The sequence below is a fragment of the Aquirufa beregesia genome, from assembly GCF_011090385.1.
Classification (GTDB): Bacteria; Bacteroidota; Bacteroidia; order Cytophagales; family Spirosomataceae; genus Aquirufa; species Aquirufa beregesia.
Window position 1 is genome coordinate 13,953 of record NZ_SEWW01000009.1, and the last position, 14,056, is coordinate 28,008.

Annotated in this window: 9 protein-coding genes; 3 read left to right on the plus strand and 6 right to left on the minus strand. The window is 40.1% G+C overall.

Features of this window, described 5'->3' with window-relative positions:
• Positions 1-105: 105 nt before the first annotated feature.
• Positions 106-1,860, plus strand: coding sequence for a phospho-sugar mutase (locus EWU23_RS12000; protein ID WP_166232511.1), 1,755 nt, complete (start codon positions 106-108; stop codon positions 1,858-1,860).
• Between the two features lie 187 nt (positions 1,861-2,047).
• Here EWU23_RS12000 and EWU23_RS12005 read toward each other — a convergent pair whose 3' ends face one another.
• From EWU23_RS12005 to EWU23_RS12020, 4 genes are all read right to left on the minus strand, one after another.
• Positions 2,048-3,640 carry a peptide chain release factor 3 gene (locus EWU23_RS12005; RefSeq protein WP_166232513.1) on the minus strand — a complete coding sequence of 531 codons (1,593 nt, stop codon included), beginning with the start codon at positions 3,638-3,640 and terminating at the stop codon, positions 2,048-2,050.
• Positions 3,641-3,727: 87 nt separating this feature from the next.
• Positions 3,728-5,206 (minus strand): APC family permease, encoded by a 1,479-nt coding sequence (locus EWU23_RS12010; protein ID WP_166232515.1) that lies wholly within the window; start codon positions 5,204-5,206, stop codon positions 3,728-3,730.
• 65 nt (positions 5,207-5,271) lie between these two features.
• Positions 5,272-8,199 (minus strand): protein translocase subunit SecDF, encoded by a 2,928-nt coding sequence (secDF, locus tag EWU23_RS12015; RefSeq protein ID WP_166232517.1) that lies wholly within the window; start codon positions 8,197-8,199, stop codon positions 5,272-5,274.
• 60 nt (positions 8,200-8,259) lie between these two features.
• Entirely contained in the window at positions 8,260-8,613 is a 354-nt protein-coding gene (locus EWU23_RS12020) for a hypothetical protein (RefSeq protein WP_166232519.1), read from the minus strand.
• A gap of 93 nt (positions 8,614-8,706) precedes the next feature.
• Between EWU23_RS12020 and nadC the strand changes: the two genes are divergently transcribed.
• Together nadC and nadA are read left to right on the plus strand one after the other, a co-directional pair.
• Entirely contained in the window at positions 8,707-9,567 is an 861-nt protein-coding gene (nadC, locus tag EWU23_RS12025; RefSeq protein ID WP_205753175.1) for a carboxylating nicotinate-nucleotide diphosphorylase, read from the plus strand.
• A complete protein-coding gene (gene nadA / locus EWU23_RS12030; RefSeq protein WP_166232521.1) occupies positions 9,564-10,550 on the plus strand; it encodes a quinolinate synthase NadA in 987 nt (328 codons plus the stop codon). The genes nadC and nadA overlap by 4 nt, the downstream gene beginning before the upstream one ends.
• A 162-nt stretch (positions 10,551-10,712) precedes the next feature.
• Here nadA and EWU23_RS12035 read toward each other — a convergent pair whose 3' ends face one another.
• Entirely contained in the window at positions 10,713-11,186 is a 474-nt protein-coding gene (locus EWU23_RS12035; RefSeq protein ID WP_166232523.1) for a RidA family protein, read from the minus strand.
• Positions 11,179-13,818: an MGH1-like glycoside hydrolase domain-containing protein gene (locus EWU23_RS12040; RefSeq protein ID WP_166232525.1), complete on the minus strand. Its 2,640-nt coding sequence runs from the start codon at positions 13,816-13,818 to the stop codon at positions 11,179-11,181. Before EWU23_RS12040 ends, EWU23_RS12035 begins: the two co-directional genes overlap by 8 nt.
• Between the last annotated feature and the right edge of the window lie 238 nt (positions 13,819-14,056).

Below are 14,056 nucleotides of genomic sequence, written 5' to 3' on the forward strand. Positions count from 1 at the left end.
ATCCAATTATAATTCTTGCGAAAATTTTCTAATTTAGAGGCAATGTGTTCGTATATCCACAAAAGTAAGCAAATAATTTGACAGCCCTATTTGAAAATTAACCCTATGGCATTACACCTTGACAATACCACTCAACAAAATGTGAATCAATGGCTTTCTGGAGCCTATGATGCAGAAACAAAATCTCAAATCCAACAACTAATTGATCAAGAAGATCAAATTACCTTAACCGATTCCTTTTATAAATCCTTGGAGTTTGGTACGGGAGGAATGAGAGGCGAAATGGGCGTCGGATGCAATCGTATGAACCGTTATACGGTAGGTGCAGCTACCCAAGGCTTTGCGAATTATTTATTAACCGTTTTAGGCAATCAGAAAATCAAAGTAGCCATTGCTCATGATTCTAGGAATAATTCTCCGGAATTTTGTCGGATTGCCGCCGATATTTTCACGGCCAATGGTATCGAAGTATATTTATTTCCAGCGCTTCGCCCAACACCTCAATTATCCTTTGCGGTGCGTCATTTAAGTTGCCATGCTGGCATAGTGATTACTGCGTCCCATAATCCGAAAGAATACAATGGCTATAAAGCCTATTGGTCTGACGGTTCGCAGGTGGTGGCACCACATGATAAAAACATTGTGGCAGAAGTGAATGCCATTCTTTCGGTGGATGATATTAAGTTCCAGGGGAACGATGCTCTTTTACATGTTTTGGATGAACAAATTGACTCAGAATACCTAAAGACCATTCAAGCCAATTGTCGTCAGCCGGAGGTAATACAGCGCCAAAAAGACTTAAAAATTGTCTTTTCTCCAATTCATGGAACGGGGATCACTTTGGTACCCAAGGCACTTGCGCTGTTAGGTTTTACTTCGGTTCATGTGGTCAAGGAGCAAGCGGAACCCAATGGAAATTTCCCTACGGTAATATATCCGAATCCGGAAGAAAAAGAAGCCATGACTTTGGCCTTAGATCAGGCAAAGGCTTTGGACGCGGATTTGGTGATTGCTACGGACCCAGATGCTGACCGCGTTGGGGCTGCCGTGAAAAGCCCAAGTGGTGAATGGCAGTTATTGAATGGGAATCAAATGGCGAGTTTGATTTTGTATTATTTATTGAAGGTCGACAAAAAACTAGGTCGATTAACCGGTAAGGAATTTGTGGCTAAAACCATTGTGACCACTGATTTGATTGATAAAATGTGTGCTCAACAAGGGGTACCCTGCTATAATACCTTAACGGGATTCAAGTACATCGCTCAAGTAATTCGTGAATTAGAAGGTAAGGAGAAGTTTATTGGTGGTGGAGAGGAGTCTTATGGCTATTTAATTGGAGATGCAGTGCGGGATAAAGATGCGGTGGCATCATGTGCCATGATCGCAGAATTAACCGCTTATGCGAAAGATCAGGGCAAATCACTTTTCGACTTTTTGGCGGAAATGTATATCGAGAATAATTTCTATTATGAGGGTTTAATTTCTTTAACTAAAAAGGGAAAGGCGGGAGCTGAGGAAATCAAGCAAATGATGATTAATCTTCGTTCCAATGTACCTGCCAGCGTAGCTGGAAGCAAACCAGTGAAGGTATTGGATTATGAGGGCTTACAATCCACCGATTTGACGACTGGACAAGTTAGTCCTATTGTTGAGGGTAGAGGTATTGAAGCATCCAATGTAATTCAATTAATCTTAGCAGATGGATCGAAAGTTTCGGCAAGGCCGTCGGGTACGGAGCCTAAAATCAAGTTCTATGTGTCGGTCAATGCCCCTTTGGCCTCCGCTGCCGACTTTGATGCTACTTTTACTGCCTTGCAAGAAAAAGTCAAAACCATTCAGGAGGATTTAGGTCTTAAATAGTGGCATGGTGTCATTGAAAAATGACGCAATATTTTGGTATCAAAAAACCCAGGCAGAATTGTCTGGGTTTTTTGATTTTTCTTGGAATTCAACGCTCTTTTTCCTAACGCTGGCAAGGTTCCAAACCTTGACAGCGTTGAGCGTTGTAACGTTTTTCGAACAAAATATATTGTCCAAGAAATTGATATTAAGCTAATTTGAACTCCGAAGTAAAATGGAATTCAATCTCCGGGTTATTCGTTTGGTTCATGCGCAAAATCCAGTCGGACTCTGCTAAAAACACGTAGTTACCATCTTTATCCTGAGCAATATTTTGTCCTTTCAAACGAACAAATTCTTGTAGTTTCTTAGAATCATCTGAAGTAATCCAGCAAGCTTTACTAACCTGCATGCCATCAAAACGACATTTGGCGCCGTACTCATGTTCCAAACGATATTGAATAACTTCGTATTGCAAGTCCCCTACGGTTCCTACAATTTTACGATTACCTAATTGGGGTTGGAGGAATAACTGAGCTACCCCTTCATCCGTCAATTGATCAATTCCCTTTTCCAATTGTTTGGCCTTCATCGGGTCTAAATTGATCAATTCCTTGAAAATCTCTGGAGAGAAGTTGGGAATACCTTGGTAGTTCAGTACCTCTCCTTCTGTTAAAGTATCACCAATTTTAAAGTTTCCCGTATCGTATAATCCAATCACATCTCCTGGGAATCCTTCTTCAATCACTTCCTTCTCCTGAGCCATAAAATTATATGGATTGGCAAAGCGGACATTCTTTTTCAAACGGATGTGTTGATAAAAGGTATTTCGTTGAAATACACCCGAACAAATGCGCAAAAAGGCAATTCTATCTCGATGTTTCGGATCTAAATTGGCATGTATCTTAAATACAAAACCTGTAAATTTCTTTTCTGATGGCTCCACTACACGCACATCTGTACCACGTGCCTGCGTAGGTGGAGCAATCTTGGTAAACGTATCTAGCAATTCCTGTATACCAAAATTATTGACTGCTGAACCAAAAAATACGGGGGCAATTTCTCCAGACAAATACTCGGCTCGGTCAAATGGTTCATAGACTCCTTCGATCAAATCCACATCTTCTCGTAATTGAGCCGCATCCTTTTCCCCTACTCGAGCATCTAATTCTGGCGTATGAATATCCACCGCTACTACATTTTTTTCAATCTTCGTTTTATTGGCAGAAAACAAATTCAATGAACGATCCAATAAATGGTATACTCCTTTGAAATTAGAACCCATATTGATCGGCCAAGTTAATGGACGTACACTAATGGAGAGTTTTTGTTCCAATTCATCCAATAAATCAAAAGGATTTCGACCTTCACGGTCCATTTTGTTGATAAAAATAATCACAGGTGTTTTACGCATCCGACAAACCTCCATCAAGCGCTCCGTTTGTTCCTCTACCCCTTTCACACAGTCAATCACCAATATAACGGAGTCTACCGCCGTTAGGGTTCTATAGGTATCTTCGGCAAAGTCCTTGTGACCAGGAGTATCCAAAATATTGATTTTCACCCCTTGGTAATCAAATGTCATCACGGAGGTAGCCACGGAAATACCTCTTTGACGTTCAATTTCCATGAAGTCGGAAGTTGCCCCTTTCTTAATTTTATTGGACTTTACTGCACCAGCCGTCTGAATTGCTCCTCCAAAAAGAAGCAATTTTTCCGTTAAGGTAGTCTTCCCGGCATCGGGGTGAGAGATAATTCCAAAGGTTCTTCTTTTGGCAATTTCGGCTGCGAGCTTACTCATTCAATGAATATTTTAAATCAAGATGCAAAAGTACAGCAAAAAAAAATGGCACCCAATTGGGGTGCCAAATATTACCTGTCAAATGACTTAGTTCTTTTGATTCAAATTACTATGCTTTCTACTGTAAGCAAAGTAAACGATGATACCCAAAGTTCCCCAAATTAAAAAAGACAATTTGGTTTCGGTGCGTAATCCCCACATCAAATACAGGTTACACAAGATACCCGCAGTGGCCACAAATGGCAACCATGGAGCACGGAAAGGGCGTTCAATATTAGGCTCGCGAACACGCAATAACCATACCGCTCCGCAAATCATAGCGAAGGCTAACAAGGTTCCCGAACTACACATTTCTGACACTTTATCAATAGGAGTTAGCGCCGAAACGACAGAAACAATTCCTCCTACGAAAATCGTACTTTTCCAAGGTGTTTTGAATTTCGGGTGAATCGCACCAAATAATCCTTTTGGTAATAAACCGTCTTTGGCCATACCCAAAAAGATGCGTGTTTGAGATAACATCATCACCAGCATCACCGAAGTTAAGCCTGCTGTAGCTGCTATAGTAACAATGTACATGGCGATTGGTAAACCGGCACCTTCAAAGGCGGAAGCTACTGGTGCTTTCAAATCCAAAGTATCATATTTCACCATACCTGTTAATACCAAGGATACCAAAATGTACAATAAGGTACAAATCAATAAAGAAGCAATAATGGCAAATGGAATATCTTTGGTTGGATTGATGGCCTCTCCTGCTTGCGTAGAAACTGCATCAAAACCGATGTAGGCAAAGAAAATAATACTTGCAGCTGTAACCACACCATTGAATCCATAATGCTGAGCTCCTGAATCATCAATCACTGCTTCTGGAATAAATGGATGCCAATTTGCGGTATCCACATAAAAAGCACCCACGACAATAACAAAAATAACGGCTGCCACTTTCATAATAACGATTAAGTTATTGGTGCTAGCAGCTTCTTTGATCCCTTTCACTAATACCCAAGTAACTCCCCAAACAATTAAGAAAGCGGGTAAATTAAAAGCAAAAGCAAAATCGGGTACCACTTCTCCAGCTGCACGAAGCTTTTCAGCTTTTTCTGCTGCCGTAATAGGGTCATTGGTGAGATAAATCGGTAAGTTAATGTTGAAGAGATGTAATAGTTTTTCAAAGTACCCAGACCAGGCCACAGCCACCGTAGTAGCTCCCATCATGTATTCCAATATCAGGTTCCAACCTATGAACCAAGCAAAAAATTCCCCCACTGTACCATATGAATAGGCATAAGCAGAGCCCTCTACAGGCAAAATCGAAGCAAATTCAGCATAACATAATGCTGCAAACGTACAGGCAACACCTGCCATCACAAAGGATAATGCCAAAGCTGGACCAGCCCAATCATGGGCAGCAATTCCCGTTAAGGTAAAAATACCTCCACCAATAACGGCTCCAATACCTAAGGAGGTCAAAGCCCATTTTCCAAGAACACGTTTTAATTGATTGTTTTTTACATCAGCAGCATAGGCTTCCAACGGTTTCTTTCTCCAAATACTGTTGCTCATAGCATCAAATTTTTAAATGGAAATCATTAAAAAGCCGGTGCATTTTTTGCACCGGCCTAATGAATTTATTTCTTTTCTTTTTTCGACGTACCTAAGTCGATTACAATAGGTGCAGCTACAAATATAGAAGAATATGCACCAAATACAACACCAATAAACATGGCGAAAGAGAAACCTCTTAATACTTCCCCACCGAAGAATAACAAGACTGTTACTACTAAGAATACGGTGGTAGCTGTCATTACCGTACGCGACATCGTATGGTTAATGGATTCATTGATGGTTTTAATCATCAATGGCTTATTACCCATATCAGGGTTTACCCCAATTTCCTCACGAATACGGTCAAATACAACCACGGTATCATTGATGGAATAACCAATAACTGTCAAAATCGCCGCAATGAATACTTGGTCTACCTCCAATTCAAATCCAAACAAACGAACGATACCGACCATACCTAATACGACTAAAGTATCGTGTAACAAGGCGATGATACCTCCTAACGAGTACTGCCATTTGCGGAAACGTATCAAGATGTAAACGAAGATGGCGATCAATGCATAGAAAATAGACATAAATGATTGAGTCAAAATATCATCCGCTACCGTTGCCCCAACTTTAGATTCAGATAAAATCTTAGGATTGCTTGCGGAAAACTCGCTCAATCCCTTTTCCAAAGCAGTTCTCACCGTTTGATTCGCTTGGATAGATTCATCTTCAACCAAATAAGAAGTAGTCACCTTCAATTTAGTTTGACCATTATAGGTCTTTACTTCTGAACCAACACCATTGAAATCATCTTTCAATGCTTCTTTCACTGAACCTGCTTCTACCGGCTTAGAGAACTCAACTACATAAGAACGGCCTCCTTTGAAGTCAACACCTAAGTTGAATCCACCTTGCATAAACAAGACTATAGCTCCAGCCGTAATTAAACCCCATGAAATCCAGTATGAATATTTACGCTTTCCGATGAAATCAAAATTCATGCCTCTAAATAAGTCCTTTGAAATAAAGGTCTCAAAAGTCATTTCTTTTTCTTTACCTGCTTTAATCGCACGTTTAGCCATCCAATCGATGAAAATATGCGATAAGTATACCGCAGTAAATACCGAAGTAACCAAACCAATACAAAGTGTTACTCCAAATCCTTTGACAGAACCTGAACCGAAAATAATCAAAATAACACCCACTAAAACCGTAGTAATGTTACCATCCAAAATCGCACTTAATGCTTTCTCATAACCTAAGTTAATAGCTTCTAACAAGCCTTTGCCTTTTCGCAATTCTTCTCGAATACGCTCATTGATCAACACGTTAGCATCTACTGCCATACCTAAAGTCAACACGATACCGGCAATACCTGGTAAAGTCAAGGAAGCTTGGATTTGAACCAACACTCCTGCAATGAAGAATAAGTTGAAGAACAAGGATAAGTTAGCCATCCAACCTGGAGTACCATAATAACCCACCATGAAGATGATCACCAACAATAAACCTAATACCATGGATAAATACCCTTGGTCAATTGCTTCATTTCCTAAAGATGGACCTATAAATGCATCTTCCACAATACGGGTTGGAGCTGGTAATTTACCTGCTTTCAATACATTGGCTAAGTCTTTTGCTTCTTCTACTGTAAAGTTTCCTGAGATGGAAGAACGCCCACCAGGAATCTCCCCATTAATCACTGGTGCAGAATATACATAACCATCTAAAACGATGGCAATACGACGGCCCACATTAGCGCCAGTTAAGTTTTTCCAAATACGAGCACCTGTTCCATTCATGGACATGGTTACTTCCGCACGACCTGTTTGATCAAAATCTTGAGCTGCATCCGTAATCACATCTCCTTCTAATGGAGCAGATTGTCCTTCTCCTTTTTTCAAGGCTTCTAAACTCAAAATTTCATCTCCATTGGTAGCAGGAGTACCTTTAGCAGACCAAGCAAATGTTAAATTAGCTGGGAAGAAACTTTTAACCTCTGCACGACGGAATAAAGCATTCACACGAGCGGTATCTTTACGATACACACCAACACCATTTCCCATTTGAACAAATAATTTGGTTAAAGCATTTCCTGCTGCGGTATCAGCCTTCGCTTTTCCAGAATCCGCTTTAGGAGCAGATGTTAATTGTGAAGCCAATGCATTAGCTGAAGTATCTTTACTTGCTGCTGCAGGGGTGCTAGCTGCTGCCACAGGTGCTTTTGTTTCTTGCTCTAATAAAGCTCCTAGTGCATTTAAGCCAGCCCCGTATTCGTTCAATTCATAGCACTCAATAAACTCCAATTTAGCTGCTCCTGATAATAATTTGCGAGCACGCTCTGGATTATCCACACCTGGTAATTCTACCTGAATACGGTTAGAACCTGGCAAACGTTGAATATTCGGGTTAGCTACACCAAATTTGTCAATACGTGCTTGAATAATTTTATACACACGATCCACAGCACCATCAATTTCCGAATTAATGACTTTTTTCACTTGAGAATCCGATGATGTAGAACTGATTTTACCACGGTTAACCGAGTTAGCAAAAACAGATGCTAAACTTTGGTTAGGAGCAATTTTAGCAAAAGCAGCATAAAACAACTCATTGAAAGGGAGAGTTGAATTTACTTGTTGCTTAGTGGCTTCTGCAATGGCCTTCTCAAAGGTTGGGTCATTACTCTTTCCTGAAAGTGCACGTAAAATTTCATCCGGTGAAACTTCCAATACGGCATGCAAACCTCCTTCTAAGTCAAGACCTTTTTGTAAGGCATATTGAGTCACTTCTTGAAACGTATAACCTAAATAAACAGGTTGCTTCCAAAGAGAATCAATGAAATGTAAACGTTTGGCTGGATCATACTTACCGTCTTTGGTAGTCGCATAAGAAATTGCTTGATCTCGTAATTGATTCGCTTTCCAAGTAAAGGAAAGGAAAAAGATACATAGGGCTGAAATAATCGTAGACAGCCATATAATGGCACTTTTGTAACGCATGATTGTAAATTAAAAATGAAATAAAATAAGAATATAATTGTCCAAATTTTCAGACAATTCTCAAGGGGCCAGAGTGGCTATAAATTGGGTAAATAGTATGCTCAGTATTTGAGCACGTGGCAGAGTAATAGGTAATTTAAAGGCATGTAGGGTTTCCTGAAAACTAGGAATACTGATTTGCTGAAAGGCCCAATCCGTTGGAAAATCCAATTGCAAATTACTACTAACCTGATATACAGGTTGTTCAGCTTTTACAATCGTTTCAGGAATTGACTCTTTTTTGCTTGCTGGATACTTTTTATCCGTTTTTACGACTTTATTTTCTGCAGAAAACAGAGAAATAGGATTCGCTACCAACCAAAATAAGACCGGTAGGAATAAAAACAATTGAAAAAAGTTGACCTTCTTTTGCATGATGGGGAGCAAAAATAGGATATTTTTTTTACAATTCCATTTCCCGCAGGATAAGATTAAAATTTGTAAATTTGCCAATCAAAACCCATGAGCATGTTGGCATACCTGGATCCTATTCACATTCATTCCTTTATTCAAGCAGCCTTGAAGGAGGATGTTGGCCCAGGAGATTATACTTCTTTGGCCACAGTGAATCAAGATGCCCAAGGAAAAGCTCAATTATTGGTCAAGGATGAAGGTATTTTAGCAGGCGTAGAAATGGCTCTTCAGATATTTGAAGAAGTTGATCCATCTTTACAAGTGCAAACCTTTATGACAGATGGGGCAAGTATCCAGCATGGGCAAATCGTATTAGAAGTACAAGGAAATGCTCAATCGATTCTAAAAGCCGAGCGTTTAGTCTTAAACTGCATGCAAAGAATGTCGGGAATAGCTACCTATACCAAACGTATGGTAAACCTACTGGAAGGTACGCGCAGTCAATTATTGGATACGCGCAAAACAACACCCAATTTCAGAATAGCTGAAAAATGGGCTTGTAAAATAGGAGGAGCCGTGAATCACCGTTTTGCGCTATATGATATGATCTTGATTAAAGATAACCATGTAGATTATGCAGGTGGAATCAAAGTGGCATTAGAACAAGCGATTGCCTATAACCAAAAGCATCAATTGGGATTGGCCATTGAAATCGAAGTTAGAAATGAGTCGGAATTAGACGAGGTACTGGCGATTGGAGGGGTGCAACGTATCATGTTGGATAACTTCAGTCCGGATCGTCTCCGAGATGCGATTCGAAAAATCAATGGAAGATTCATTACTGAAGCTTCTGGAGGAATTACAGAAAAAACGTTGCGAGCCTATGGCGAAACGGGCGTTGATTATATATCCATGGGAGCACTAACCCATCAAATCAAGAGTTTAGATCTTAGCTTAAAAGCAAAAAAAGCATGAATTTAAAGGAAGAAGCAGCAGAAGTTGGTTATATCAGTAGATCCGCACCCAAGGGACCCGAATTGATTGAAGCCATCAAAAAATTAAAAGCAGAAAAAAATGCCGTGATTTTGGCTCATTACTATGTGGATGGGGAAATTCAAGAATTGGCTGATTTTGTGGGAGATAGCTTAGGTTTGTCTCAAGCTGCTGAAAAAACAACGGCCGATTTAATCGTTTTTTGTGGAGTTCATTTCATGGGGGAAACTGCCAAGATTTTAAATCCAAGTAAAAAAGTCGTAGTTCCTGACTTCAATGCAGGCTGTTCCTTAGCTGATTCGGTACCTGTAGAAGAATTCGCTGCATTAAAAGCCAAGCATCCGAATGCCGTGGTAGTGAGTTATATCAATTGCTCTGCCGAAATTAAAGCTATGACGGACATTATTTGTACGTCATCCAATGCTATACAAGTGGTAGAATCTATTCCCAAAGATCAGGAAATCATTTTTGCCCCAGATGCGAATTTGGGAAGATACGTAGCCCATAAAACAGGGCGAGAATTGATTTTGTGGGAAGGCGCTTGTATGGTGCATATTGATATCTCGCTCGACAAATTGAAGCAATTGCGCATAGAGTTCCCAGATGCATTATTGATTGCCCATCCTGAATGTAAAGAGATGATTTTGCGGGAAGCTGATTATGTGGGGAGTACAACAGCACTGTTGAATTATGTAGAAAAATCAGACCGACAAACCTTCATTGTAGCCACAGAAGCAGGTATTTTACATAAAATGAAGAAGGCTGTCCCGAATAAGCATTTAATTCCCGCTCCTGCCAATGAGCAAAACTCTTGTGCTTGCAGCGAATGTCCTTATATGAAAATGAATACCTTGGAAAAATTGTACAATGCCTTGTATTATGAACTTCCCGAGATTCATTTGAGTGAAGAAATTCGAATTCCAGCTTATAAAGCCTTGAAAGCCATGTTGGAGATTTCTAAGTAATGATTGAAAGAATGAGCTTGGTGGATCTAGGTTAAGGGATTGGTTTTGAGCGATTAAAGCCTATTGCGTACAACTCCTTCCGATTCATTCAATTACCGTTTTCCCCCTAGATTTGTCAACTTTGACAAAGTTGACAAATCTAAACTGATAATAAAAATCAGTTTATTGATGTAATTCAAACAAGGCCTCTATTTCCACAGGTATATTATCAGGCAAAGTGCCCATCCCCACTGCGCTACGAACACCAATCCCCATTTCCTCTCCCCATACCTTAGCAAATAACTCGCTACATCCATTGATGATATAGGGATGACGCTCAAAATCGGAAGTACAATTGACCATACCCAGCACCTTCACTACCCGTTTTACTCGATCCAAACTCCCTAATTGTGCCTTTAATGTGGCCAAAATAGTCAATCCAACCTGTTGAGCTGCCTGTTTCCCCTCTTCCATCGTGAATGCATCACCTATCCGACCAATAATCAACTGACCATTGGTTTGAACAGGTCCGTGACCGGAAACATAATATAATTCGCCCATTTGAAGCCCTGGCTTATAAACACCCAATGGGCTTGGTGCTGGTGGTAATGCCAAATTCAAGGCAGCAAAATTTTCTTCTGGTGTACGCTTATCCATATAATTGATGTATTATTTCTGAAATTAATCCTGTCCATCCTGTCTGATGACTGGCTCCTAAACCTTTTCCTGTATCTCCATCGAAATACTCAAAAAACAACATAGAATCCCTAAAATTCTCGTCCTCCTGCATCTTTTCATAAGTACCATACATCGGTATCCTACCTTCTTTATTCGGAATAAATAAATCCAATAAACGCTTAGAAACACCCTCTGCCGCATCCTTGATATTGACCATCACGCCAGAGTTCGTAGGAAACTCGACTTCATAATCCGTTCCATAATAATCGGAGAACTTTCTTAAAGAATCAATAATCAAGAAATTCATCGGGAACCAAATAGGACCTCGCCAATTGGAATTTCCACCAAACATATCTCCTGTCGATTCCGCTGGATCATAATTCACCTGAATCGTTCCTCCATCATAAATGAATTTATACGGGTGTTCTTGATGGTATTTAGACAAAGTACGAATGCCAAAATCGGATAAAAACTCCGTTTCATCAAACATCCGCTTCATGATCATTTTCATCCGATGACCCCGCAAAATCGACAATAATCGACTTTCTCCTTTGCCAGGTTCATACCAACGAGAAATCAAATTGGCCAAATCCGGTCGGTTATTCAATACCCATTCCACCCTTCTTTTAAACTGAGGCAGTTTTTCCAACATATCAGAAGTCAATACCTCCACCGCAAACAAAGGAATCAAGCCCACCATGGAACGCAATTTCAACAACATCAGGCTGCCATCTTCTTTGTGCAACATATCATAGTAGAACTGATCATCCTCATCCCACAAATTCAATTTATCTCCTCCAATGGTCTGCATCGCTCCTGCAATGTGCAAAAAGTGCTCAAAAAATTTGGAAGCCATGTCTTGATACACAGGCTTTTCAATAGAAATTTCACAGGCTATGCGGAGCATATTTAAACTATACATCGCCATCCATCCCGTCCCATCTGCTTGCTCCAAGTGCCCCCCCGTAGGCAAGGTCGAGGAACGGTCAAAAACCCCGATATTATCCATCCCCAGAAAACCTCCACCAAAAATATTATTTCCTCCTTCATCCTTCAGGTTTACCCACCATGTGAAGTTCAACAAAAGTTTATGGAATATTCTTTCCAAAAAGGTAAGGTCACCCTTGCCTCCATTCATCTGCTTATCAATCTCATACACTTTCCAGGTCGCCCAAGCATGTACTGGCGGATTAACATCCGAAAATGACCATTCATAGGCTGGAATTTGACCATTGGGATGCATGTAGTATTCCCGCAGGATAACCGCCAATTGACGTTTCGCAAAATCTGGATCTAACCTAGCCAATGGCAAGGTATGAAATGCCAAATCCCAGGCCGCAAACCAAGGATACTCCCATTTATCTGGCATAGATAAAATATTGGCCGCATACATATGTCGCCAAGTACTATTCCTCCCCACCTTTCTACTCGGATGAGGTGGTGGCATGGAAGGATCTCCCTTGATCCATTCAAATACATTATAATAATACCATTGCTTCGTCCAAAGCATACCTGAATAGGATTGACGTTGAATATCACGCAACTTTTCCTCCTTCACATTGCCATGCATATCATCATAAAAGTCATTGGCTTCCTTAATTCTGGCTGAATAAACAGCATCAAAATCTTCAAAAGGATGATGCATGGATTGGCTCGTCAATCGTAGTCGAAATACCTTTTTACCCCCAGCAGGGATTTTTGCCGAAAAACGAACGGCCGCCTTACTTCCTATATTATTAGGATTGATGGTATTCTTGGCCTTATTGACGATATAATCATTGATTCCATCTTTCACAAAATGACTCAAATTGGGAGAATCATGCAAGCGACGGAAATTGGTTTCATTATCACAAAATAAAAACTCATCGGCATTCTCCGCATACAGCTTAAAACGACCCACTGCCCGATGATCCACTTCGATAAAAGAATGTCCAACACCCGTCAATAAGGGTTTGTATTTGTAATTCTCATAGCCCCAACACCACGTATTTCGATACCAAATGGTTGGCAAAACCGTAATGGGAGCAGCTACTTTCGCTCTATTTTCTACGGTTACTTGAATTAATATATCTTGTTCATCCCCTTTGGCATACTCCATTTTGATATCAAAATATTCATTTCGATCAAAAATACCCGTATCCAATAACTCGTATTCAGGCTCTAAACGTGTCCTCTTTTTACTTTCATCAATCAGTTTTTGATAAGGAAAAGCTTGATGAGGGTACTTATAGCTCATGCGCATATAGGAATGCGTTGGGGTAGAATCCTCGTAATAATACAATTCTTTCACATCCTCCCCGTGGTTAGATTCCCCACCAGTTAGACCAAAAAAACGTTCCTTTAAAATATGATCTTTATGGTTCCAAAAGGAAAAAGCAAAGCAAACATGCTGCTTATTATCAGAGATTCCTCCTATACCTTCCTCCCCCCAACGGTAGGCTTTGGAACGCGCCATGTCGTGAGTGATGGAGTCCCAAGCATTTCCATGAGCTGAATAATCCTCACGTACCGTACCCCATTGTCTTTCTGTTAAATATGGTCCCCACTTCTTCCAACCTTTATTATCATTCCGAGTTTTTAATCGTGCACGCTCCGCTCCTAGTTCCGACATATCCTTTAATTTGTATGAATAAATGCAAATCGCAAAGTTATTGATTTCAGGCAGATTCGAAATAGAAACCAAGACGAATTCAAAACTACCGCTGAAAAATACTATTGAAGATTGAAATTAGTCCATAAACAGGTTTAAATCCTACCTTAAATTCTTCCAAAAATGAATATATTGCTAATCAAATGGCTTGATTTTAATTCGTAATATCAAAATTGATTCATTTCTTTGGTTTCAGCTT

Excerpts from the sequence above, each read along its gene's own strand:
- EWU23_RS12000 (WP_166232511.1), top strand. The coding sequence starts at position 106 with ATGGCATTACACCTTGACAATACCACTCAACAAAATGTGAATCAATGG.
- EWU23_RS12005 (WP_166232513.1), bottom strand. The coding sequence starts at position 3,640 with ATGAGTAAGCTCGCAGCCGAAATTGCCAAAAGAAGAACCTTTGGAATT.
- EWU23_RS12010 (WP_166232515.1), bottom strand. The coding sequence starts at position 5,206 with ATGAGCAACAGTATTTGGAGAAAGAAACCGTTGGAAGCCTATGCTGCT.
- secDF (WP_166232517.1), bottom strand. The coding sequence starts at position 8,199 with ATGCGTTACAAAAGTGCCATTATATGGCTGTCTACGATTATTTCAGCC.
- EWU23_RS12020 (WP_166232519.1), bottom strand. The coding sequence starts at position 8,613 with ATGCAAAAGAAGGTCAACTTTTTTCAATTGTTTTTATTCCTACCGGTC.
- nadC (WP_205753175.1), top strand. The coding sequence starts at position 8,707 with ATGTTGGCATACCTGGATCCTATTCACATTCATTCCTTTATTCAAGCA.
- nadA (WP_166232521.1), top strand. The coding sequence starts at position 9,564 with ATGAATTTAAAGGAAGAAGCAGCAGAAGTTGGTTATATCAGTAGATCC.
- EWU23_RS12035 (WP_166232523.1), bottom strand. The coding sequence starts at position 11,186 with ATGGATAAGCGTACACCAGAAGAAAATTTTGCTGCCTTGAATTTGGCA.
- EWU23_RS12040 (WP_166232525.1), bottom strand. The coding sequence starts at position 13,818 with ATGTCGGAACTAGGAGCGGAGCGTGCACGATTAAAAACTCGGAATGAT.